This is a genomic window from Helicobacter pylori, from assembly GCF_003638305.1.
GTDB lineage: Bacteria > Campylobacterota > Campylobacteria > Campylobacterales > Helicobacteraceae > Helicobacter > Helicobacter pylori_DJ.
The window spans coordinates 25,002-47,290 of the sequence record NZ_MVYP01000009.1; the positions used below are offsets into that span (position 1 = coordinate 25,002).

Genomic DNA, 22,289 nt, shown 5'->3' on the forward strand with positions numbered 1-22,289 from the left:
GGGGTAGAATGAGTAAAGCGTTATTAAAATTTGTGCGGTTATCTCCTACTAAAGCCAGATTGATTGCAAGACAGATCCAAGGCATGAACGCTGAATTAGCGATCGCTAGTTTGGAATTTACGCCCAATAAAGCGGCTAGAGTGCTTTCAAAAGTGGTGGCTTCTGCGGTCGCTAACGGCTCTTTAGACGCCAAGAGCGCTCTGATTGTTTCTTGCAGAGTGGACGCAGGCCCTGTGCTTAGGCGCTCCATTCCAAGAGCTAAAGGTAGGGCCACAGCCATTAGAAAGCCAACATCTCATGTATTCGTAGAAGTAGCAGAAGGGAAAGAAATGAAATCTTCTAAAAGCCATAAAAAAAATCAAGCAGAAGGTAAGTAGGGCATGGGACAAAAAGTTAATCCGGTAGGTTTAAGATTAGGTATTAATAGGAATTGGACTTCCAGATGGTTCCCTAGCGCTCGCACCGCTCCAAGCAATATTGATGAAGACAATAAAATTAGGAAATTCCTTAAAAAAGAGCTTTATTACGCTGGCGTGAGCGAGATTGTGATTGAAAGAGCGGCTAAAAAACTGCGCGTTACGGTCGTAGCGGCTCGCCCAGGGCTTATCATTGGTAAAAAAGGCGTGGATATTGAAAAAGTCAAAGAAGGCTTAAAAACGCTCATCAAAAAAGAAGTCTCCATTAATATTAAAGAAGTCAAACGCCCCCAAGCTGACGCCCAATTAGCCGCAGAAAATGTAGCCACCCAGCTAGAAAAAAGGGTCGCTTTCCGCCGTGCGATGAAAAAAGTCATGCAAGCGGCGTTAAAATCCGGCGCTAAAGGGATCAAGGTGCGCGTTTCTGGCCGTTTAGCAGGGGCTGAAATCGCTCGCACCGAATGGTATATGGAAGGGCGCGTGCCTTTACACACTTTAAGGGCTAAGATTGATTACGGCTTTGCTGAAGCGATGACGGTATATGGTATTATTGGCGTGAAAGTGTGGATTTTCAAAGGGGAAGTTTTGCAAAAAGGCATCCAATTTGAGAAAAAAGAAGAGGCTAAAGAAGAAAGAGAGCCTAGAAGAAGCAGAAGAGGGAGGCAATAATCATGTTAATGCCAAAAAGAACAAAATACAGAAAGCAAATGAAAGGGCGCAATCGTGGGAAAGCCCATCGTGGTAACTCTATTGCGTTTGGGGATATTGCGATTAAAGCCATAGAGCATGGGAGGATTGATTCACGCCAGATTGAATCCGCAAGGGTGGCCATGACAAGGCACATTAAAAGAGCGGGTAAGGTGTGGATTAGAGTATTCCCTGATAAGCCTTTGACCGCCAAACCTTTAGAAACCAGGATGGGTAAAGGTAAAGGCTCTGTGGAAAAATGGGTGATGAATATCAAGCCGGGCAGGATCGTTTATGAAATGCTAGGCATTGAAGAAGGACTAGCGAGAGAAGCTTTAGCGTTAGCTCAGAGCAAACTTCCTTTTAAAACCAAAATTGTAACTTGTGAGAGCGAAAATGAAATATACTGAATTGAAAGATAAAAGTATCAAGGAATTAGAAGAGTTGTTGCATGCTAAAAAGGCGGAGCTTTTTGAGTTGCGCGTTAAGTTAAAGACCATGCAATTGAGTAATCCTAACGAGATTAAGAAAGCCAGAAGAAATATCGCTCGCATTAACACGGCCATTAATGCACATTATTATTCTAGCGTTGAGTAAAAAAGGGTAAGCAATGAATACAAAAGAGCCACATAAAAGGCTGGTGCAAGGCAAGGTTATCAGCAAGTTTGCTGAAAAAAGCGCTGTGATTCTTGTAGAAAGAAAAGTGGTGCATGAAAAATACCGCAAGATTGTTAAAAAGTTTAAAAAATACACTATCCATGATGAAAACAATCAGGTGAAAGTAGGGGATTTTGTGAGTGCGATTGAGTGCAGACCGCTTTCTAAAACCAAGTCCTTCACGCTTAAAGAAATTTTAGTAGTGGGAGTATAAGCATGATACAGAGTTTTACAAGATTGAATGTCGCTGACAATAGCGGTGCGAAAGAAATCATGTGCATTAAGGTGTTAGGGGGTAGCCATAAACGCTATGCGAGCGTGGGTAGCGTGATCGTGGCTTCCGTGAAAAAAGCTATCCCTAATGGCAAGGTGAAACGCGGTCAAGTGGTCAAAGCCGTTGTGGTGAGAACGAAAAAAGAAATCCAAAGGAAAAATGGTTCTTTGGTGCGTTTTGATGACAATGCAGCGGTGATTTTGGACGCTAAAAAAGATCCGGTTGGCACAAGGATTTTTGGGCCAGTGAGCCGAGAAGTGCGTTACGCTAATTTCATGAAAATCATTTCTCTAGCGCCGGAGGTTGTATGATGAAAAGCGAAATCAAAAAAAATGACATGGTGAAAGTCATTGCAGGAGACGATAAGGGCAAGGTCGCTAAGGTTTTAGCGGTGTTGCCTAAGACTTCTCAAGTGGTTGTTGAAGGGTGTAAGGTGGTGAAAAAAGCGATTAAACCTACTGATGATAACCCTAAAGGGGGCTTTATCCATAAAGAAAAGCCCATGCACATTTCCAATGTGAAGAAAGCCTAAGGAGTTGGATACATGTTTGGTTTGAAACAATTTTATCAAAATGAAGTGAGGACAAAACTCGCTCAAGAATTAGACATCAAAAACCCCATGCTTTTGCCCAAGCTAGAAAAAATCGTTATCAGCGTGGGCGCTGGGGCTCATGCAAAAGACATGAAAATCATGCAAAATATCGCGCAAACGATTTCTTTGATTGCAGGGCAAAAAGCGGTTATCACTAAAGCGAAAAAATCCGTTGCAGGCTTTAAGATCAGAGAAGGCATGGCGGTAGGGGCGAAAGTTACTTTAAGGAATAAACGCATGTATAATTTCTTAGAAAAGCTGATTGTGATTTCTTTACCCAGAGTGAAAGACTTTAGAGGGATCTCACGGAATGGTTTTGATGGGCGTGGGAATTACACCTTTGGGATCAATGAGCAGTTGATTTTCCCGGAAGTGGTTTATGATGATATTATGGTCAGTCATGGCATGAACATCACTATGGTAACTTCTACAAACAACGATAAAGAAGCGTTCAAGTTGTTAGAATTGCTTGGATTGCCTTTTGCAAAAGTGAGATAAGGGGTTAATATGGCTAAAAAATCAATGATAGCAAAGGCTCAAAGGAAACCAAAATTCCAAGTAAGGGCTTATACCAGATGCCGCATTTGTGGGAGACCTCATTCGGTTTATAGGGATTTTGGACTTTGTAGGGTGTGCCTTAGGAAAATGGGCAGTGAGGGACTCATCCCAGGCTTGAGAAAAGCCAGTTGGTAAGGATAAGATATGGTAAATGATATAATTGCAGATTCATTAACTCGTTTGAGAAACGCTTCCATGCGCCGATTAGAATTCACACAGCTTTATTACGCAAAGATCGTGGTTTCTATCTTAGAGATTTTTAAAGAAAAAGGTTTCATTAAAGATTTCAATGTCAAAGATAAAGACAAGAAACAATCGGTTTATGTGCAATTGGCTTATGATGAAAAAGGGCATTCAAAAATCAGCGAAGTGAAGCGCTTAAGCAAGCCTGGTCGTCGTGTGTATAAGCAAAAAAACGAGTTGAAGCGCTTTAAAAATGGCTATGGCGTGATTGTGGTAAGCACTTCTAAAGGGGTGATCACCAACGAAGAAGCTTACAGACAAAATGTCGGTGGCGAAGTGCTTTGCAGCATTTGGTAAAGGATTAGAAATGTCAAGAATCGGGAAAAGAATCATTGAAATTCCAAGCTCTGTGCAAGCGAGCGTTGAAGGGAGCAAGCTTCTTTTTAAAAACAGCAAAGAAAAGCATGAGTTAGAAACTCACAACCGAGTGAAAATCACGCTTGAAAACAACCAATTGAGTTTCCAGCCTATGGGCGAAGACGCGCAGTCTAGGGCTTATTGGGGGACTTATGGGGCTTTAGCGAATAACATTGTAATAGGATTAAGCACCGGTTTCAGTAAGACTTTAGAAGTCAATGGCGTGGGCTATAAGGTGGCTTTGGGCAATAAAACTTTGGATTTGAGTTTGGGTTTTAGCCACCCGGTGAAATACCCCATTCCAGCAGGGATTGAAATGGTGGTGGAAAAAAACACGATCACTATCAAAGGGAGCGATAAGCAAAAAGTAGGGCAAGTCGCCGCTGAAATCAGGAGCTTCAGACCCCCAGAGCCATACAAGGGCAAGGGCGTGAAATACAGCAATGAAGTCATTATTAGAAAAGCTGGTAAGACAGCTAAAAAATAAATAAGGTGAAGTGATGAACGCAAAAGCATTGTATAAAAAGAAAGCCTTAAGGGATCGCCGAAAATTAAGGATTAAAAGCAAACTCTTGGGCGATAAATTAAGGCCTAGGGTGAGCGTTTTTCGTTCGAATCGCTATTTCTATGCACAAGCGATTGATGATGTTAAGCAAAGCACTATAACGCATATTGACGGCAGGAAAATGGGCTTTAAAAACACGCAAGAAGACGCTAAAAAATTAGGTGCTCTCTTTGCTGAAGAATTGAAAAAAGCAGGGATTGAGCGAGCGGTTTATGATAGGAATGGTTACCTCTATCATGGCGTGGTGGCAGCGTTTGCTGAAAGTTTGAGAGAGAATGGGATCGCTCTATGACAGAAAGGAAAGGTATGGAAGAGATTAACAGAGAAGAGTTTCAAGAAGTCGTCGTGAATATTGGCCGTGTAACCAAAGTGGTTAAGGGCGGTAGGCGTTTTCGTTTTAACGCTTTAGTGGTTGTGGGCAATAAAAATGGGCTTGTAGGCTTTGGTTTAGGCAAGGCTAAAGAAGTCCCTGATGCGATTAAAAAAGCGGTAGATGATGCGTTTAAAAACCTAATTCATGTAACGATTAAAGGCACGACTATCGCTCATGATATTGAGCATAAATACAACGCAAGCCGTATTTTACTCAAACCGGCAAGTGAGGGAACGGGAGTGATTGCTGGGGGTTCAACGCGCCCTATCGTGGAATTAGCAGGCATTAAGGATATTCTAACCAAATCTTTAGGCTCCAACAACCCCTATAATGTGGTGCGTGCGACTTTTGACGCTCTAGCGAAAATCAAGGCGTAGTTAAAAAGGAGATATGATAATGGGATTAGAAAATTTAAAACCGGCTAAAGGTAGCGTTAAAAAAATCAAACGAGTGGGCCGTGGTCAAGGAAGCGGCATGGGAAAAACGGCCACAAGGGGCGGTAAAGGTCAAACCGCAAGGACAGGCTATAAGGCTAAAAGAGGCTTTGAAGGAGGGCAACAACCCTTACAACGCCGTTTGCCTAAAATAGGTTTTAGGACTAAAGACTCTCATATCTATTCTATCAATGTGGAAAAGAATGAAGCGATTAAAAATTTAGAAGAGATTACTTTTTCAAGCTTGCGCGCTTTACACCATTTCCCCCTTTATATTGAAGGCGTGAAATTGATCGGTAAAGACGCTAAAAACTTGGCTTCTAAAATTAAAGATGAGAGAATCAAAACAAGCGGGCAGAAGTAATGCCCCTATCAGCTTGATTTAAGAGGAATAAGTTAATATGAATAAAGCTATTGCTAGTAAGATACTCATCACTTTGGGTTTTTTATTTCTCTACAGAGTCTTAGCTTATATCCCCATTCCCGGCGTAGATTTAGCAGCGATCAAGGCTTTTTTTGACAGCAATTCCAACAACGCTTTGGGGTTGTTTAACATGTTTAGCGGGAATGCGGTTTCTCGCTTGAGCATCATCTCTTTGGGTATCATGCCCTATATCACTTCTTCCATTATCATGGAGCTTTTGAGTGCGACTTTCCCCAACCTGGCTAAAATGAAAAAAGAGCGAGACGGCATGCAAAAATACATGCAAATCGTGCGCTATTTGACCATTTTAATCACCCTAATCCAAGCGGTGAGCGTTTCAGTGGGATTAAGGAGTATTAGCGGTGGTGCGAATGGAGCGATCATGATTGATATGCAAGTCTTTATGATCGTTTCAGCGTTTTCTATGCTTACAGGGACGATGCTGCTCATGTGGATAGGGGAGCAAATCACGCAAAGGGGCGTGGGGAATGGGATCAGCCTTATTATTTTTGCCGGGATTGTTTCAGGGATCCCATCAGCCATTTCAGGCACATTCAATTTGGTCAATACAGGCGTGATCAATATCTTAATGCTCATTGGTATTGTGTTGATTGTTTTAGCGACTATTTTTGCGATTATCTATGTGGAATTGGCTGAACGCAGGATCCCTATTTCTTATGCGCGTAAAGTGGTGATGCAAAACCAAAACAAGCGCATCATGAATTACATTCCCATTAAATTGAATTTAAGCGGGGTGATCCCCCCTATTTTCGCTTCAGCTTTGCTCGTGTTCCCTTCTACGATTTTACAACAAGCCACAAGCAACAAAACCTTGCAAGCGATTGCGGATTTTTTAAGCCCGCAAGGGTATGCGTATAATATTTTGATGTTCTTGCTCATCATTTTTTTCGCTTACTTTTATTCTTCTATCGTGTTCAATTCTAAGGATATTGCGGATAATTTGAGGCGTAATGGCGGGTATATTCCGGGGCTTAGGCCTGGAGAGGGGACTTCATCGTTTTTAAATTCTGTAGCGAGTAAGCTCACTTTGTGGGGTTCATTGTATTTAGCGCTCATTTCTACCGTGCCTTGGATTTTGGTTAAGGCTATGGGCGTGCCTTTTTACTTTGGAGGCACAGCGGTGCTGATTGTGGTTCAAGTCGCTATTGACACCATGAAAAAGATTGAAGCGCAAATTTATATGAGCAAGTATAAAACTTTAAGCGCGGTAGGCTTTTAATGGCAATCTCTATTAAAAGCCCAAAAGAAATCAAAGCTCTAAGAAAAGCTGGGGAGTTAACCGCTCAAGCGTTAGCCCTTTTAGAGCGAGAAGTAAGGCCTGGGGTTTCACTTTTAGAGTTGGATAAAATGGCTGAAGATTTTATCAAATCCTCGCATGCTAGGCCTGCTTTTAAGGGGCTGTATGGTTTCCCTAACTCTGTGTGCATGTCCTTAAATGAGGTGGTTATTCATGGCATTCCTACGGATTATGTTTTACAAGAAGGGGATATTATAGGCTTGGATTTGGGGGTGGAGGTGGATGGCTATTATGGCGATTCAGCCCTCACGCTTCCCATAGGCGCGATAAGCCCGCAAGATGAAAAATTGCTCGCTTGCTCTAAAGAGAGCTTGATGCATGCCATTAACTCAATTAGAGTGGGCATGCATTTTAAAGAGTTGAGCCAGATTTTAGAGGGTGCTATTGTAGAAAGGGGCTTTGTCCCTTTGAAAGGATTTTGCGGGCATGGCATTGGTAAAAAACCCCATGAAGAGCCAGAAATCCCCAACTACCTAGAAAAAGGCGTCAAAGCTAATAGCGGCCCTAAAATCAAAGAGGGCATGGTATTTTGCTTAGAGCCTATGGTGTGTCAAAAACAGGGCGAGCCTAAAATACTAGCGGATAAGTGGAGCGTGGTTTCAGTGGATGGGCTTAACACAAGCCACCATGAGCATACTATCGCCATAGTTGGCAATAAAGCAGTGATTCTTACGGAGCGTTAATGGCAAGAGATGATGTTATAGAAGTGGATGGGAAAGTGATTGAGGCGTTGCCTAACGCCACTTTTAAGGTGGAGTTAGACAATAAGCATGTGGTGTTGTGCCGTATTTCTGGAAAGATGCGCATGCACTATATTAGGATTGCTTTAGGCGATAGGGTCAAGCTAGAGCTTACACCTTATAGCTTAGACAAAGGTCGGATAACTTTTAGATATAAATAATTTAAGGGTTATTTCAATGAAAATATGTTAGTATAAAAGTTTTTAGTAGTGCCTAATTTTTTCAAAGGAGAAAAATCATGAAAGTCAGGCCATCAGTGAAAAAGATGTGCGATAAGTGCAAAATTATTAAAAGAAGGGGCGTTATTAGAGTGATCTGCGCTACCCCCAAACACAAACAAAGACAAGGATAAAGCATGGCAAGGATTGCTGGTGTGGATTTACCAAAAAAGAAGAGAGTAGAGTATGCCCTTACCTATATTTATGGGATTGGGCTTAAGAGTTCCAGAGAGATTTTAGAAGCAGTAGGCATTTCTTTTGACAAACGCGTGCATGAATTGAGCGAAGATGAAGTGTCTAGTATCGCTAAAAAAATCCAGCAAAGCTACTTAGTAGAGGGCGATTTGCGTAAAAAAGTTCAAATGGATATTAAATCTTTAATGGACTTAGGGAATTATCGTGGGATCAGGCACCGTAAGGGTCTTCCTGTGAGAGGCCAAACCACTAAAAATAACGCTAGGACTCGTAAGGGTAAGAAAAAAACCGTGGGTAGCAAGTAGCGGATAAGGAGATGATGATTTAATGGCTAAGAGAAATGTAGTGGCTAAAAAGAAAGTAGTCAAAAAGAACATTGCTAGAGGGGTTGTTTATATTTCAGCGACCTTTAACAACACCAACATCACTATCACTGATGAAATGGGTAATGTGATTTGCTGGAGCACGGCAGGCGGTTTAGGGTTTAAAGGCTCTAAAAAATCCACCCCTTATGCGGCCCAGCAAGCTGTAGAAAGCGCTCTAAGCAAGGCTAAAGAGCATGGCGTTAAAGAAGTGGGCATTAAGGTTCAAGGGCCAGGTAGTGGGCGTGAGACCGCTATTAAGAGCGTGGGCGCGACAGAGGGCGTTAAAGTGCTTTGGATTAAAGACATCACCCCGCTCCCTCATAATGGTTGCAGACCCCCTAAAAGAAGAAGAGTGTAAGGAGACTTTATGGCAAGATATAGAGACGCAGTAGAAAGACTAGAAAGGCGTTTTGGGGTTTCTTTAGCTTTAAAAGGTGAAAGGCGATTGAGCGGGAAGAGCGCGCTAGATAAAAGGGCTTATGGACCAGGCCAGCATGGGCAAAGGCGCGCTAAGACTTCTGATTACGGGTTGCAATTGAAAGAAAAGCAAAAAGCTAAAATGATGTATGGCATTTCTGAAAAGCAATTCAGGAGTATTTTTGTGGAAGCCAATCGCTTGGACGGCAATACGGGTGAAAACCTTATCCGTTTGATTGAAAGAAGATTGGATAATGTTGTCTATCGCATGGGGTTTGCGACCACTAGAAGCTCTGCTAGGCAATTGGTAACGCATGGGCATGTGCTTGTGGATGGTAAGCGTTTGGACATTCCCTCTTATTTCGTGCGTTCAGGGCAAAAAATTGAGATCAAAGAAAAAACCAAGAGCAACCCTCAAGTGGTGCGTGCGATGGAATTGACAGCTCAAACAGGGATTGTGCCATGGATTGATGTGGAAAAAGATAAAAAATACGGCATCTTCACCCGCTACCCTGAAAGAGAAGAAGTGGTTGTCCCTATTGAAGAAAGACTCATTGTAGAATTGTATTCTAAGTAAGGGGTTAGAGCATGAAAGTTATCAAAACAGCACCTTTGATCCCATCAGAAATTAAGGTGTTAGAGAAAGAGGGCAATCGGGTTAAGATTTCTCTGGCTCCATTTGAGTTTGGTTACGCTGTTACGCTCGCTCATCCTATTAGAAGGCTTTTGCTTTTAAGCTCTGTGGGGTATGCTCCTGTGGGTTTAAAGATTGAAGGCGTCCATCATGAGTTTGACTCTTTAAGGGGGGTTACTGAAGATGTGTCGCTTTTTATCATGAATTTAAAGAATATCCGCTTTATAGCTAAGGCGTTAGTGGGGCAGGATAGCTCTTTAGAAAACCAATCGGTTGTGGTGGATTATTCTTTTAAAGGGCCTATGGAGCTTAGGGCTAGGGATTTGAATTCTGAGCATATAGAAATCGTCAATCCGGAAATGCCCCTAGCCACAATCAACGAAGACGCTCAATTGAATTTTTCGCTCATTATCTATAAAGGAATGGGGTATGTCCCAAGCGAAAACACAAGGGAATTGATGCCTGAGGGCTACATGCCACTAGACGGCTCTTTCACGCCGATTAAAAATGTCGTTTATGAGATTGAAAATGTTTTGGTTGAGGGCGATCCCAACTATGAAAAAATCATTTTTGATATTGAAACAGACGGGCAGATTGACCCTTATAAAGCGTTTTTATCAGCGGTGAAAGTGATGAGCAAGCAACTGGGTGTTTTTGGCGAAAGACCTATTGCTAACACGGAGTATTCAGGCGATTACGCTCAAAGAGATGACGCTAAAGACTTGAGCGCTAAGATTGAAAGCATGAATTTGAGTGCTAGGTGTTTTAATTGCTTGGATAAAATCGGCATCAAGTATGTGGGCGAATTGGTTTTGATGAGCGAAGAAGAGCTTAAGGGCGTGAAAAACATGGGTAAAAAATCCTATGATGAAATCGCTGAAAAATTGAATGATTTGGGCTATCCGGTAGGAACAGAATTGAGCCATGAACAAAGAGAGAGTTTAAAGAAAAGATTAGAAAAATTAGAAGATAAAGGAGGTAACGACTGATGAGACACAAACACGGGTACCGCAAGCTTGGGAGAACCAGCTCGCACAGAAAGGCGTTATTAAAGAATTTAGCGATCGCTTTGATTGAGCATAACAAAATTGAAACAGGGATTTATAAAGCTAAGGAGTTGCGCAGTTACATTGAGAAATTAACGACAGCGGCTCGTGTGGGCGATTTTAACGCGCACCGCCATGTTTTTGCGTATTTGCAAAACAAAGAAGCCACCCACAAGCTTGTAACTGAAATCGCGCCCAAATACGCGCAAAGGAATGGCGGATACACCAGGATCCAACGCACCACTTTTAGAAGAGGGGACGCTTCCACTCTAGCCACCATTGAATTTGTATGAAATTTGATGAACTGCTAGCCAAGATTTAGTCTTGGTTGGTGGTTATCGCTTTGATTTTATCCTTTTAAAAGAAGCACTCAAAAGCTTTGGCTTTGTTTTATTGATCATGAAATTTAAAAAATCTAAAAAGCATTTTCTGTGATCAAAATGTAAAAGAGCTTGGCGTTAGTTAAGTGATAATCTCCAAACTGCAAAATAAAGTAACTAAAAACCCAATTTTAAAAAATCAAAATAAACTCAAAACTCGCACTGGCTTTTATCCCACCCTTTAATGACCCTGTTGTATTCTTGAATCGCCTAAACTTCATCGTTCAAATAGATTTTTCTGTCTTTAATTGAGCGGTATTCCTTACATTTTTATTAAGGCTTCTAATTGGTTTGATGATTTTAAGAAATCCAACTGCTGGAGATTGAGCTAGATGGATTCAAGCGTATTTTGAGACACGCTAGATATTGGCTATTCGTTTATGATAAACTACTTTGGATTTTAGCCGATATGGGTAGTGGGTTGATTTGTTCGCTTTGTAGTGGTTTTATAAAAAAGATACAAGACACAAACTCCTATCTTGTGAAAGCCACACAATGCACATTAAAAACACTAAACCTACCACCACCACGCAAAGCGGGACTGAATCAATCTTTCTCTACTTGCTAACTCAAATGCTCCTTAACTTGACACAACATGCAGACATTAAAGGCTTATCCAATAAAACCCGCTCATGAGAATTTTTGATACACCAACACCACCGATTTAGGTGTAGAGCTAAGGCTAAAAAAATGATCTGTAGCTTCATTGAGCGATCCAGAAAAGAGCGTTTTTAAACGCAAGTTTTTTAAGGGGTATTTGAGGTTTTTAGAAGTGAATTGGGCTTTAAGATCCAAGCTAAAAAGCGAGATTTGCTCCCCTTTAAAACTAGGCAAAGTAAAAGGGGTTTCTAACACCCTAAAAAGACCATAATCGCTTATGGCTTAGTATGTAAAAAATTAGCCTTTTTGCTATCAAAATACCTGCGATTTTAAGCCGCTATCAACCACACTACAAGGCTACTTTTGTATTGTTGTTAGGCTTATGGCGGTAATTTCTACGCTAACACCTGACTACGCTACACATTTGGTGAATGGTATGCCTAGAATCGGAAAGCCCAATACAACAAGAACAGTGCCTTTCACATATTTAGAAAAATACACCCAATAATAAGGCACACACAATAAAGCTTGATGATTGTTAGTCTGTGATCTTTAATTTTTTGACACAACAAAGCCTAAAAGCCTTTAAAAAATCATTCCTCCTACAAACCCCTTAATTTTTTCTAGCATGGCGTTTTCATTGTTTAAATTTTCTTCTATGATTTTGACTAACGCTGAGCCACAAATCACGCCATCAGCACCCATTTCTTTAGCGTTTGTGATGTGTTCTTTTTGAGAAATGCCAAAGCCCAGTAAGGCTGGGGTAGGGCTAAAGGTTTTTAAGGTTTTAATAATAGCGCTCGCGTCATTTTCTAAAATACGGCTCGCCCCTGTAACCCCACTCCTGGCTAAAGTGTAGATATAGCCTTGCGAATGCGTAGCGACTTGTTCTAAATCTTTACTGCTCGCATTGGGGCTAGCGATAAAGATCTGCTTGATTTGGTGTTTTTGAGCGGATTTAATGACTAATTCTTTTTCTATTAGGGGCATGTCCGCTATTAAAACGCTATCTATACCGCATTCTTTAGCTTGAGCGTAAAAGCCATCAACGCCATAAGAAAAAATTAAATTCGCATACGCTAAAAGCCCTATGGGAATATTGTGGTTGTAGTCTCTAATCTTTTTTAAAAGCTGGAAATTTTTAGCCATGCTAGCGTGTTTTAACGCCCTTAAATGGCTCGCTTGTATGGTAATGCCATCCGCTACGGGATCTGAGAAAGCAAACCCTAATTCTAAAGCGCTCACCCCGCTAGTAATTAGGGTTTTAATGATTTTAAAACTCAATTCATAATTAGGATCGCCCAAGGTTACAAACGGGATAAACGCCATTTTTTCGTGTTTTTTTAAAGTTTCAAACATGTTTTGGTACCTCATTTTAAACCTCCTTTTAAAGCGTTATAAACGGTGCTTAAATCCTTATCCCCCCGACCGCTTAAATTCACTACAATAATGCTTTCTTCTTCGCATTTTTGAGCGAGTTTTAAGGCATACGCTAAGGCATGCGAACTCTCTAATGCCGGGATAATGCCTTCTTTTTGGCACAACAAGCTGAAGGCTTCTAGCGCTTCAGCATCGCTTGCGCTTTCATAAACCGCACGCCCACTCTCTTTTAAATAGCTGTGTTCTGGCCCCACCCCTGGATAATCAAGCCCAGCACTAATGCTATGGCTTTCTGCAATCTGGCCTTCATCATCTTGTAAAAGATAGGTTTTATTCCCATGCAAAATCCCCACACGCCCTTTATTCAAAGTCGCCCCATGCTTATTGGTTTCTAGCCCTAAACCGGCTGGCTCTACGCCTATGAGTTTGACCTCTTGATCGTTTAAAAACGCGCTGAATATCCCTATAGCGTTAGACCCCCCTCCAACGCATGCGATCACATAATCAGGCAAGCGGTTTTCTTTTTCTAAAATTTGGCTTTTAACCTCATCGCCTATCATTTTTTGAAAGGTTTTGACCATTGTGGGGTAAGGGTGCGGCCCGGCGGCTGTGCCTAGCAAATAATGCGTGTCCTTGTAACTGCTCGCCCAATCTCTTAAGGCCTCATTCACGGCGTCTTTAAGCGTCGCGCTCCCTGAATTGACTTCTCTCACTTCAGCACCCAATAAGCGCATTCTAAAAACATTCATTTCCTGGCGCTTGATGTCTTTGCCTCCCATAAAAATCACGCATTTTAAATCCAATAACGCGCAAGCGATAGCCGTTGCAACGCCATGCTGCCCAGCGCCCGTTTCAGCAATAATCCTTGTTTTACCCATTTTTTTCGCTAAAAGGGCTTGCCCTAAAGCCTGATTAGTCTTATGCGCCCCGCCGTGGATTAAATCCTCTCGTTTTAAATAAAGCTTGACTTTAGGGTTAGAAACGATGTTTTGACACAAGGTTAAAGGGCTAGGACGGCCCACAAAATCTTTTAAAAGACGAAAATACTCTTTTTGAAATCCCTCATCTTTCAAACACGCATCAAATGCCTGTTCTAATTCTCTTAATGCAGGCACTAACAACTCTGACACAAAACTCCCTCCAAACTCCCCAAAATACGCTTTTTGATTCATCTTAATACTCTCTTAAAATTCGGGCTAAGCGCTTGATTTTATCCTTATTTTTAATCCCGGGGCTTATTTCTAAACCTGAATTGAAATCCAAACCCAACGCTTTAATTTTCAAGGCTTTTTGAATATTATCCAAATTAAGCCCACCAGCTAGCATGAAAGGCGTTTTGACATTTTCTAAAATACCCCAATCAAAACTCACGCCATTGCCTCCCATTTTATCCCCTTTAGTGTCGTATAAGATTAGAGAGGCCTCTTGAATTTTAGGTGCTAAATCTTTAGCGCTCATCACGCTTATTACTTGCCAGATCGTGCAAGTTTTAGGGAGCGCTTTTTTTAATTGAGCGATTTTTTTAGGCGAATAGCCATAAAGCTGCACCGCTTTTAAATCAAGCTTTTTAGCGATTTTTGCGATTTTTTTAATTTTATCTTTCACAAACACGCCCACAAAATCCAGTTTTTTAACCGCTTTTGTGATTTTTAAGGCTTCTTTAGGCTTGATGTATCTGGGCGAAGATTTTTCAAAAATCAAACCCCCATAAATGAAATGGTTTTTATAAACGGCTTTAGCATCTTTAATCCTTGTAAGCCCGCACACTTTATTTTCGCCTAAAATCAATTTAGCGCACGCTTTTTTCAAATCCTTTTCTTTCATTAAAGAGCTGCCCACTAAAAAGCCATTCACATAAGGGGCTAGGGCTTTGATTTGCGCATGCGAATAAATACCGGACTCACTGATAATGAGCGCGTCTTTAGGCAAAAGGGGGCGTAATTTGAGCGTGTGAAAAATATCGGTTTTTAAGGTGTGTAAATCCCTGTTATTGATGCCTATAATGTCGTATTGGAGTTTGAGCAAGCGCTTGATTTCTTGCTGGTTGGAAACTTCAGTTAAAACGCTCATGTTTAAGGATTTGGCGAGGTTGAAAAGCTCTAAATAATTTTTATCATCTAACACGCTTAACATTAAAAGCACCGCATTAGCTCCCATAACCCTAGCGAGTTTGATCTGAAAAGCGTCAATGATAAAATCTTTACACAAAATGGGCTTGGTGGAATGCTGCGAGACAATTTTAATGTTTTCATAAGAGCCTAAAAAATATTTAGAATCAGCTAAAACTGAAACGCAGGAGGCAAATTTTTCATAAGTCTTGGTTATTTCCAACAGATCAAAATCTTTTCTTATTAAACCTTTAGAGGGCGATGCTTTTTTGCATTCTAAAATAAAACTTGTCTTTTTTTCTAATAACGCTTTTTTAAAATCCCTATCGCTTGGGGTTATGTTTGCGGGCAAGGTGTGATTTTTTTTGAGTGCAGAAACTTCTAAGAGTTTGTCTTTAAGGATGTTTTCTAACACGCTAGGCATGGCTTAATCTTATGATTTTTTGCAAATGCGTATAAGGTGCTTTGGTTTTTAAATGCTCTAAAGTCATGTTCACGCCCTCTTTTAAATCTTTAGCCTTATGGCTTAAATACAACAAACTCGCCACATTCGCCACAACCACCATCGTGTGCGAATTTTTGCCTTTATTTTCTAAAATATCTAAACACGCTTGAACGCTTTCTTTGGCGTTTTTAATCTGCAATTCTTTCAAATCATAGGGGGGTAAATCAAAATCTTTAGCGCTCAAGTCATACTCTAAAATTTCGTTATTTTTCAATTCACACGCATGCGTAATGTCATGCAACACGATTTCATCCGTCCCCCCTCCATTAATTACCATCGCCCTTTTAACGCCTAAAGCCTTCAAGGCTAGCACCATGGTCTTACACAAGGATTTGTCATACACGCCTAAAAGCTGGATTTTTGGCCTTAAGGGGTTGATTAAAGGCCCTAAGCAATTGAAAATCGTTTTAGTGAAAAGCTCTTTTCTTAAAGGGGCGGATTTTTTAAAACTTTGATGGTATAAGGGTGCGAATAAAAACCCAAAATGCGTTTGTTTGAAACAATTTTCTAACTGCGTGGGATTCATTTCAATATTCACGCCTAAATTTTCCAACAAATCCGCGCTCCCGCTATGACTGGACACGCTCCTTGATCCGTGTTTGGCCATAGATAACCCCATAGAGCTGGCAATGAGCGCGGCAATCGTGCTGATGTTGATCGTTTTTAGCCCATCGCCCCCTGTGCCGCAATTATCTATTAAATCCAAGCCGCTGTTAAAAGGCTTAGGGGCATGCTCTAAAAGCGTGGTTGCAGCAACGCTAATTTCCTTAAAGCTCTCGCCCTTGATTTTTAAAGCGCATAAAATGGCCCCAAGTTGCGCTGGGCTTACTTTTTCGTTAACAATAAGAGTGAATAACTTTTTGACTTCTTTATCGTTTAAATCTTTTTGATGGTACAGAGCGTTTAAAATCTCTTTCATGATAACCCTTCTAAAAACCCCACGCTTTGCTCTAACAATACTCTCCCTTGTAAAGTCATGATGCTTTCAGGGTGGAATTGATAGGCTAAGATTTTATCTTCTTCATTGATAATGGCCATAGGGATATTGTCATGCTCAGCGATCACTTCTAAATTTTTAGGCAACCCGCTCGCCATTAAAGAATGGTAACGCCCCACCACCATGCTTTCCCCTAAACCTTTAAAAACGGCATGCTTTTTGAGCGCGATAGTCGTTGCTTTGCCATGCACGATTTCTTTGCTCCTTATGATTTTAGCCCCATAGCTTTGCGCTAAAGCCTGTAAGCCTAAACAAACCCCTAAAATGGGGAATTTCTTTTTAGCCATTTTAATGATTTTTAAAAGGTTGCCTGAATTACTAGGATTACCAGGCCCGGGTGAAATGAACAATAAAGGGGTTTTTGGTTCTTCATTCATTAAGCCCATGAGATAACTCGGATCAATATCGTTTTGATAAACGGCCACTTCATAACCCAAACACTCTAATTCATACACCAAATTATAAGAGAAAGAATCAAAATTGTCTATAAAAAAGATTTTCATAAGCTTGTTTTCCTGATCGCATCAATAAGGGCTTGCGCTTTGGCTCTTGTTTCATTCGCTTCATTTTGCGGCACGCTGTCTAACACGATACCGGCTCCTGCTTGGATCACTGCTCTATTGTTTTTGACAAAACATGAACGGATAGTGATGCAAGAATCCATAGAACCCTCGCTATTTAAATACCCCACGCTCCCCCCATAAGAGCCTCTCCTTTGCTTTTCTAGTTGGTAAATGAGCTTGATCGCAGAGATTTTAGGCGCTCCGCTGAGCGTGCCGGCGTTCATAAAACTCCTGTAAGCATGCAAACTATCGCACCCTTTTTTCAATTTCCCCACAACCCTTGAGACTAAATGCATGACATTGGAATATTTATCCACTTTTAAAAGCTTGTCGCAATAGCGTTTTTTTGAAACCCTGGCCATGTCGTTTCTGGCTAAATCCACTAGCATGATGTGTTCAGCCCTTTCTTTATAGTCGTGTTGCAAATCAAATTCCATTTTACTATCTAAATCGTAATCAATATTCCCTTGCTTGTCCTTACCCCTTAAACGAGTGCCAGCAATGGGATAAATTTCAGCCGTATTCATTAGGGCGTTGTATTTTAAAGCGCTCTCAGGACTTGCCCCAAAAAGGATAAAATCGCTGTCTTTGATATAGAACATATAAGGGCTAGGGTTAGTTAGTTTTAAATGATAATACGCGCTCAAACCCTCCAAGCACTCCATATAAAAGCTGCGCGACAACACCGCTTGAAAGATCTCGCCCTTTTTGATTTCTTCTTGTAAGGATAGCACCTTTTTTTCAAACTCGCTATCATCGCAATTAACGCTAACTTCCGCACTTTGCTTAGCTTTTTTAGGGATAAAATCGCTTTTAATGTTTTTAGCCAACTTTTTTAAATCTTGTAACTCTTTAGCTATCTCTGTTTTAAAGCGCTCATCAAAACACGCCCCCAAGATTTCAGCACTTTTTTCTTTATGGTCTATGATGATCAAATTTTGTGCGACATAAAAAATAAAGTCATGCGCGGTGTTGTCTTGTGCTTTTAAGTTGGGCAAATCTTCAAAAAAATTGAGCATTTCAAAAGAAAAAACGCCCGCGCTTAAAAGCGTAAAGGGGTGCTTGGGTTTTGTTTTAACGCTTTTAAAAAGCCCCCTTAAAGCGTCAAAAGGGCTAGGTTCAAAGAGTTTTAAAAACTCATCTTGCGTTTTTTTATGTTTGGTGTAGGTTAAGGTTAGGGCGTTGTCTTGTATAGGCGTTTTAAAAAACGCACTCAATGTTTGCAAAAACGCCCCGCCATTAGGCGTTAGGCTAGTGATGGTTACGATATTGTGGTTGCAAATTAGCTTCAAACAGGCTTTAGCCATTAATAGGGATTTGGTGTGCGCTTTGCTCTCAATCTCAGCGCTTTCAAAAAGCAAGGTGTGCTCGCACTCTAATTTTTCATAAAGAGCTAGGGGGTAAGGAATGTAAGGGGCTTTTTCTATAAGACTAACCATCAATTTCTTCACGCTAAAAATAAACTCGTATTTTACAAGAAATAGATAAATGGGCAATAAATTAATATCCCTATTAGAGTTTGCAAGGGCTAATCTAACTTAAACTCAAATTGGATTTCTCAAGGCTCAATTTATGAGGAAATTAGAAATTTTAATTAAGAATGCGAAAAACCACTTCAATCAGATTCAACTTTTGAGCGTTGTTAAGGTTGCTTGTGTGGCACTTGTTGTCGTTATCTTTCTTGTGTGTGGCAAGAAAGATTGGGTGCGATAAATTCAAGGATAGTTTCACCCTCTTTTTTAATGTCAATCAAACTCATGTCGTTTGAGCCATTAGGCGGGGTGATGCCTAAAAATTGTTCGTTGAAAGGCCGCCATCTGGCAATAGAAGCGCTGAGTTCGTTAGGATAAAACCCGATAGATTGGTTGTCAAATAAAGCGTTCACATGCAAAGGGCCTGAAGCGTTCCCGATATAGACGCTTAAATTCGCACACAATTTGGCTAAATCCACTAAACTATGGCTCGTATCATAGAGATGAGCGAAAGGGACTTTTTTAAGGAGTTCTTCTGTGGCTTTTCTCTCGCCTGGCCCGCAAATAAGAATGATCTCACAACTCAAATTTTTGTGTAAAAAATCAATCAACTTAATGAAATGCGAAGCAGGCAATACGGGCGAACTGCCTCCGCTATGCATATGCACGCCAATCCACAATAGATCAACATTGGCGTTGAGTTTTGAAGCGATGATGGATCGCTCTTTGGATTTGTCTTTAAGCTTCCATGCGATTTTTTTAAGTTGGGCGTTAGGGAGGTTGTGATCTTTACAAAACGCATGGATTAAGTCCAAATTGTATTCGTATTCGGTTTTCAAGCATAACGATCGGCTTTGACGCACGCTCTTTTGATACAGCCAAGAATAGATTTTGGTCTTTGGGGCTAGGATATAAGGAATAAATTTTCTCAAACTAAAAGCGAGTCTGGCGTTTTTAAAATTAGAAAATAAAAAGATAAGAGCGTCAATGGATTTGTTTTTGAGAGTGGTGCTCAAATGGTTGTCTTCTATAATGACTTCATCAATGAAAGGGAATTCTAAAGCGATTGGGGTGGTATAGCTAGGCACAACCACGCCCAAATACACTTCCTTGCCTTTTTCTAAAAAAGCATGCTTGAGAGCGATTAAAGCGGGTATGGCTAAAATAAAATCGCCTAACTTGTCGTTACGGATCACAAAAACTTTTTGAGAGTTTTCTTTATCTTTGCATTTTAAATCTTCAAACCCTACAAAATCCATGACTCCGCCTAAGAGATCAAATTTTTTGTCATGTTAGCAAAAATCGTTCTTATGCGATGGATAAATTTTATTTTTTATTTTGCCATGCTTTTATAGGCCCATCTTCCCATGTGCCATAGAGAGAATTAGGTAAAATGATCCATTCTGTGCCGAATTTTTGAGCGTTTTGCAAGACTTTGGCTTGTTGTTCTTGGCTGTTTTTAGCGTCTTTAGCAAAAAGCGCGTCAAAATCATGCAAAGTGTCGCCCACTTGTAAAACAATCTCATAATCCTTAGCGACTAACTCCCGCCTAACGGCTTTAGGCTTGCCTTTTTCCTTTAATAAAACAGATTCTTCACTCACTTGGGGGAGCTTGAAACTTTTGAGCGTTTTTAAAGTGAATGCCTTATTTTTTTGCGTGCGGTTAGAAATGTAAAAAATCTTAACGCCCTTAGAATTAGCGTATTCTAAAAAGTCTAGCGCTCCAGGAATGAGCGAAAGAGAGCCTTCTTTTTCAAATTTATCCCAAGTTTCTGGGGTGTACTTAATGCAATTTTTGACTAAATAGCCCGCATAATCAAAAGTGTTCAAAACGGTTTCATCTAAATCCAAGATGACGGCTGGCTTTTTGTCTTTAACGAGCTTGAGATTATTGTCTAGGGCCATTTTTGCCATTTTGTAACTTTGCAATTGCAAGGCTCTAATCTCAGCGCTTTGCTGATGATACTTAACGCTTCTTGTTATCGGCGAAACGCACTCTTTAGCGTCTAACACACTCATCAAACTCAATCCTAATAAAACCGATGCAAGGGTCTTTTCTATCATAACAACACCTACCTAATGGGGATTTTTTGTATTATACCTTAAAACAGACGATTAGGAGTATTTTACCATTAACCAATTTGTTGTATAGTTGGCGTTTTTAATTCAAAATGAAGCGAGGAAACAATGAAAAAAGCGTTAATGTTCACCCTTTTGGGCGTTAGTCTGGCGTTTGCAAAACCTTATACGATTGATAAAGCAAACTCTAGCGTGTGGTTTGAGGTTAAGCACTTCACGTTCAATGAAACAAGAGGCGCGTTTGATAATTTTGATGGCAAAATTGATCTAGAGCCTAACACTAAAGTGCTCAGCGTTTTTGAAGGCAATATTGATGTAAAAAGCGTCAATACTAGGGACAGAAAAAGAGATAACCACCTAAAAACAGCGGATTTTTTTGATGTGGTGAAATACCCCAAAGGGAGCTTTAAAATGACCAAATACGAAGATGGTAAAATCTATGGGGATTTGACTCTTCGTGGCGTCACTAAGCCTGTCGTATTGGAAGCCAAGATCCAAGCCCCTTTACAAAACCCCATGAATAAAAAAGAATTCATGGTGTTACAAGCTGAAGGCAAAATCAACCGCAAGGATTTTGGTATCGGTAAAACTTTTAGCGATGCTGTCGTTGGAGATGAGGTAAAGATTGAGATCAAACTAGAAGCTTACGCTCAATAATCGTTTTGCAAGAGATAGATATTTTCGTCTCTTGCATTTTTCTAACGGCACAAAAACCTTTATTCAACTTTGATACGCCATATCCCAAAACAGGTATTCGTATTCGCTTGTAGTGATAAAAATCTCCTTTAATTTTTCAATTTCTTGTTTTGAAGAAGCGAGGGTGAGGGAATCAAGCAAATTAATATTCCAATTTACGCACGTTTGAAATTCTTTGGAACTATAGCCCTTAATCCAATGCCCATAAAAGGCATGCTCTAAAGCGTTTGGGATTTGGCTTAAATTTTGCACGATCACTAAATAGCTCCAAGCGCAAGCCAGAACAGCCGCCGTAACTTCCTTGATAGAACCCTTAAACCCTTCAGCGAGCATGTAGCTTGTATAAGACTTATTCGCTAGAGTGGGGCGCGCGTTTTGCAATTCTTTTTGAGTGATTTGAAGTTCTCTAATGTAATGGTTATGGATACTCATCTCGTTATTCAAAATGTCTTGTATAGCGTTAGAAAACTCCCTCATCACCGCTTCATCACAAGCCTTAATTACGCCTAAAGCAAACACCTTAGCGTATTCTAAAAGGAACAAATAATCCTGAATGATATAAAAACGAAATTTATCTCTTTCTAAAGTCCCACGCCCTATGCCTTGAACGAACGGATGGGAAATACAATCCCCCCAAATAGATTGTGCATTTTTATACAGATATTGTGAAACTTGCATTTTTACACTCCTAAAACCAATTCAATACGCATTCTAACACGAAAGCCCGCAACATGGTATAAAAATTTGTTTTTAAAAGATTTGTGAGTGGAATCTTGCTTTCAAAAATTGAACGCTGTATTAAAATATCTGTGATTTTGAATAGCGATTAATGATATTATGGGGCTTGTATTGCCTTTATGTTGTTTAAGATTGGCTATCCTTTGTAATCATACAAAGGTTAATTCCATCTCGCTCTGTAGGTTTTTATTTTTAGAAGTTTTTATTATGGGAACTTGCAGTATGGCACTTACAAGATAGGAGTCAATCTTAGATGCA

34 protein-coding genes and 1 pseudogene are annotated in these 22,289 nt (G+C 40.4%); 25 read left to right on the plus strand and 10 right to left on the minus strand.

The annotated features are described in order from the left end of the window. The first annotated feature begins 8 nt into the window (after window positions 1-8). From rplV to EAL04_RS08115, 24 genes are all read left to right on the plus strand, one after another. On the plus strand, window positions 9-377 hold the full coding sequence (gene rplV / locus EAL04_RS05080) for a 50S ribosomal protein L22 (RefSeq protein ID WP_000030349.1): 369 nt from the start codon (window positions 9-11) through the stop codon (window positions 375-377). 3 nt (window positions 378-380) lie between these two features. Then, window positions 381-1,085: a 30S ribosomal protein S3 gene (rpsC, locus tag EAL04_RS05085; protein ID WP_000529972.1), complete on the plus strand. Its 705-nt coding sequence runs from the start codon at window positions 381-383 to the stop codon at window positions 1,083-1,085. 2 nt (window positions 1,086-1,087) lie between these two features. Then, window positions 1,088-1,513: a 50S ribosomal protein L16 gene (gene rplP / locus EAL04_RS05090; RefSeq protein ID WP_000928961.1), complete on the plus strand. Its 426-nt coding sequence runs from the start codon at window positions 1,088-1,090 to the stop codon at window positions 1,511-1,513. Further along, the gene (gene rpmC / locus EAL04_RS05095; RefSeq protein WP_120973750.1) at window positions 1,500-1,700 is read left to right on the plus strand and encodes a 50S ribosomal protein L29; all 201 of its coding nucleotides are present in this window, start codon (window positions 1,500-1,502) and stop codon (window positions 1,698-1,700) included. The genes rplP and rpmC overlap by 14 nt, the downstream gene beginning before the upstream one ends. 13 nt (window positions 1,701-1,713) lie before the next feature. Beyond that, entirely contained in the window at window positions 1,714-1,974 is a 261-nt protein-coding gene (rpsQ, locus tag EAL04_RS05100) for a 30S ribosomal protein S17 (RefSeq protein ID WP_001092746.1), read from the plus strand. Window positions 1,975-1,976: 2 nt separating this feature from the next. Beyond that, window positions 1,977-2,345 carry a 50S ribosomal protein L14 gene (gene rplN, locus EAL04_RS05105; RefSeq protein ID WP_000616110.1) on the plus strand — a complete coding sequence of 123 codons (369 nt, stop codon included), beginning with the start codon at window positions 1,977-1,979 and terminating at the stop codon, window positions 2,343-2,345. Next, entirely contained in the window at window positions 2,345-2,566 is a 222-nt protein-coding gene (rplX, locus tag EAL04_RS05110; protein ID WP_000834238.1) for a 50S ribosomal protein L24, read from the plus strand. The genes rplN and rplX overlap by 1 nt, the downstream gene beginning before the upstream one ends. A 12-nt stretch (window positions 2,567-2,578) precedes the next feature. Further along, window positions 2,579-3,124 (plus strand): 50S ribosomal protein L5, encoded by a 546-nt coding sequence (gene rplE / locus EAL04_RS05115; protein WP_108321560.1) that lies wholly within the window; start codon window positions 2,579-2,581, stop codon window positions 3,122-3,124. 9 nt (window positions 3,125-3,133) lie between these two features. After that, a complete protein-coding gene (locus EAL04_RS05120) occupies window positions 3,134-3,319 on the plus strand; it encodes a type Z 30S ribosomal protein S14 (RefSeq protein ID WP_001085694.1) in 186 nt (61 codons plus the stop codon). 9 nt (window positions 3,320-3,328) lie between these two features. Then, window positions 3,329-3,724 (plus strand): 30S ribosomal protein S8, encoded by a 396-nt coding sequence (gene rpsH, locus EAL04_RS05125; protein ID WP_000245805.1) that lies wholly within the window; start codon window positions 3,329-3,331, stop codon window positions 3,722-3,724. Between the two features lie 10 nt (window positions 3,725-3,734). Then, on the plus strand, window positions 3,735-4,271 hold the full coding sequence (rplF, locus tag EAL04_RS05130; RefSeq protein ID WP_120973753.1) for a 50S ribosomal protein L6: 537 nt from the start codon (window positions 3,735-3,737) through the stop codon (window positions 4,269-4,271). Window positions 4,272-4,284: 13 nt separating this feature from the next. Further along, window positions 4,285-4,641, plus strand: a complete 357-nt coding sequence (rplR, locus tag EAL04_RS05135; protein ID WP_000991865.1) for a 50S ribosomal protein L18 — start codon at window positions 4,285-4,287, stop codon at window positions 4,639-4,641. A 14-nt stretch (window positions 4,642-4,655) separates the two neighbouring features. After that, entirely contained in the window at window positions 4,656-5,099 is a 444-nt protein-coding gene (gene rpsE / locus EAL04_RS05140; protein WP_001860543.1) for a 30S ribosomal protein S5, read from the plus strand. Window positions 5,100-5,118: 19 nt separating this feature from the next. Next, window positions 5,119-5,520: a 50S ribosomal protein L15 gene (gene rplO, locus EAL04_RS05145; protein ID WP_000522167.1), complete on the plus strand. Its 402-nt coding sequence runs from the start codon at window positions 5,119-5,121 to the stop codon at window positions 5,518-5,520. A gap of 37 nt (window positions 5,521-5,557) precedes the next feature. After that, window positions 5,558-6,820, plus strand: a complete 1,263-nt coding sequence (secY, locus tag EAL04_RS05150) for a preprotein translocase subunit SecY (RefSeq protein WP_001030183.1) — start codon at window positions 5,558-5,560, stop codon at window positions 6,818-6,820. Beyond that, complete coding sequence (gene map / locus EAL04_RS05155; protein WP_001018125.1) at window positions 6,820-7,581, plus strand: type I methionyl aminopeptidase; 762 nt, start codon at window positions 6,820-6,822, stop codon at window positions 7,579-7,581. Before secY ends, map begins: the two co-directional genes overlap by 1 nt. After that, window positions 7,581-7,799 (plus strand): translation initiation factor IF-1, encoded by a 219-nt coding sequence (gene infA, locus EAL04_RS05160; protein ID WP_000090248.1) that lies wholly within the window; start codon window positions 7,581-7,583, stop codon window positions 7,797-7,799. Before map ends, infA begins: the two co-directional genes overlap by 1 nt. A 77-nt stretch (window positions 7,800-7,876) precedes the next feature. Then, window positions 7,877-7,990, plus strand: coding sequence for a 50S ribosomal protein L36 (rpmJ, locus tag EAL04_RS05165; RefSeq protein WP_000868339.1), 114 nt, complete (start codon window positions 7,877-7,879; stop codon window positions 7,988-7,990). 3 nt (window positions 7,991-7,993) lie between these two features. Continuing rightward, window positions 7,994-8,356, plus strand: coding sequence for a 30S ribosomal protein S13 (gene rpsM / locus EAL04_RS05170; protein WP_000090809.1), 363 nt, complete (start codon window positions 7,994-7,996; stop codon window positions 8,354-8,356). A gap of 22 nt (window positions 8,357-8,378) precedes the next feature. Beyond that, entirely contained in the window at window positions 8,379-8,774 is a 396-nt protein-coding gene (rpsK, locus tag EAL04_RS05175) for a 30S ribosomal protein S11 (RefSeq protein WP_001129297.1), read from the plus strand. A gap of 9 nt (window positions 8,775-8,783) precedes the next feature. Next, window positions 8,784-9,410, plus strand: a complete 627-nt coding sequence (rpsD, locus tag EAL04_RS05180; RefSeq protein WP_075711565.1) for a 30S ribosomal protein S4 — start codon at window positions 8,784-8,786, stop codon at window positions 9,408-9,410. An 11-nt stretch (window positions 9,411-9,421) separates the two neighbouring features. Continuing rightward, window positions 9,422-10,456 carry a DNA-directed RNA polymerase subunit alpha gene (locus EAL04_RS05185; RefSeq protein WP_001940525.1) on the plus strand — a complete coding sequence of 345 codons (1,035 nt, stop codon included), beginning with the start codon at window positions 9,422-9,424 and terminating at the stop codon, window positions 10,454-10,456. After that, the gene (rplQ, locus tag EAL04_RS05190) at window positions 10,456-10,806 is read left to right on the plus strand and encodes a 50S ribosomal protein L17 (protein ID WP_001216119.1); all 351 of its coding nucleotides are present in this window, start codon (window positions 10,456-10,458) and stop codon (window positions 10,804-10,806) included. The genes EAL04_RS05185 and rplQ overlap by 1 nt, the downstream gene beginning before the upstream one ends. Before the next feature lie 582 nt (window positions 10,807-11,388). Further along, on the plus strand, window positions 11,389-11,529 hold the full coding sequence (locus tag EAL04_RS08115) for a hypothetical protein (protein WP_240454709.1): 141 nt from the start codon (window positions 11,389-11,391) through the stop codon (window positions 11,527-11,529). Here EAL04_RS08115 and EAL04_RS05205 read toward each other — a convergent pair. The 9 genes and pseudogenes from EAL04_RS05205 to EAL04_RS05245 all read right to left on the minus strand — a co-directional run. Next, window positions 11,524-11,775 (minus strand): annotated as a pseudogene (locus tag EAL04_RS05205) (hypothetical protein); the annotation flags it as partial. The gene EAL04_RS08115 and the pseudogene EAL04_RS05205 sit on opposite strands and share 6 nt — an antisense overlap. A gap of 303 nt (window positions 11,776-12,078) precedes the next feature. Further along, entirely contained in the window at window positions 12,079-12,867 is a 789-nt protein-coding gene (gene trpA / locus EAL04_RS05210; RefSeq protein ID WP_120973755.1) for a tryptophan synthase subunit alpha, read from the minus strand. After that, window positions 12,864-14,045: a tryptophan synthase subunit beta gene (gene trpB / locus EAL04_RS05215; RefSeq protein ID WP_120973757.1), complete on the minus strand. Its 1,182-nt coding sequence runs from the start codon at window positions 14,043-14,045 to the stop codon at window positions 12,864-12,866. Before trpB ends, trpA begins: the two co-directional genes overlap by 4 nt. Before the next feature lies 1 nt (window position 14,046). After that, complete coding sequence (gene trpCF, locus EAL04_RS05220) at window positions 14,047-15,405, minus strand: bifunctional indole-3-glycerol-phosphate synthase TrpC/phosphoribosylanthranilate isomerase TrpF (protein WP_120973759.1); 1,359 nt, start codon at window positions 15,403-15,405, stop codon at window positions 14,047-14,049. After that, window positions 15,398-16,405 carry an anthranilate phosphoribosyltransferase gene (gene trpD / locus EAL04_RS05225; RefSeq protein WP_120973761.1) on the minus strand — a complete coding sequence of 336 codons (1,008 nt, stop codon included), beginning with the start codon at window positions 16,403-16,405 and terminating at the stop codon, window positions 15,398-15,400. The genes trpCF and trpD overlap by 8 nt, the downstream gene beginning before the upstream one ends. Beyond that, window positions 16,402-16,986: an aminodeoxychorismate/anthranilate synthase component II gene (locus tag EAL04_RS05230; RefSeq protein ID WP_120973763.1), complete on the minus strand. Its 585-nt coding sequence runs from the start codon at window positions 16,984-16,986 to the stop codon at window positions 16,402-16,404. The genes trpD and EAL04_RS05230 overlap by 4 nt, the downstream gene beginning before the upstream one ends. Continuing rightward, the gene (gene trpE, locus EAL04_RS05235) at window positions 16,983-18,485 is read right to left on the minus strand and encodes an anthranilate synthase component I (RefSeq protein ID WP_120973817.1); all 1,503 of its coding nucleotides are present in this window, start codon (window positions 18,483-18,485) and stop codon (window positions 16,983-16,985) included. Before trpE ends, EAL04_RS05230 begins: the two co-directional genes overlap by 4 nt. A gap of 233 nt (window positions 18,486-18,718) precedes the next feature. Beyond that, window positions 18,719-19,777 carry a glycosyltransferase family 9 protein gene (locus EAL04_RS05240; RefSeq protein WP_120973765.1) on the minus strand — a complete coding sequence of 353 codons (1,059 nt, stop codon included), beginning with the start codon at window positions 19,775-19,777 and terminating at the stop codon, window positions 18,719-18,721. Window positions 19,778-19,844: 67 nt separating this feature from the next. Then, complete coding sequence (locus tag EAL04_RS05245; protein WP_001927419.1) at window positions 19,845-20,582, minus strand: 5'-nucleotidase, lipoprotein e(P4) family; 738 nt, start codon at window positions 20,580-20,582, stop codon at window positions 19,845-19,847. Window positions 20,583-20,705: 123 nt separating this feature from the next. Here EAL04_RS05245 and EAL04_RS05250 point away from each other — a divergent pair, with 123 nt between their 5' ends. Continuing rightward, complete coding sequence (locus EAL04_RS05250) at window positions 20,706-21,254, plus strand: YceI family protein (RefSeq protein ID WP_000709838.1); 549 nt, start codon at window positions 20,706-20,708, stop codon at window positions 21,252-21,254. 63 nt (window positions 21,255-21,317) lie between these two features. Here the strand turns inward: EAL04_RS05250 and tenA are convergent, their stop codons facing one another. After that, entirely contained in the window at window positions 21,318-21,971 is a 654-nt protein-coding gene (gene tenA, locus EAL04_RS05255; RefSeq protein WP_120973767.1) for a thiaminase II, read from the minus strand. Window positions 21,972-22,289: the final 318 nt, after the last annotated feature.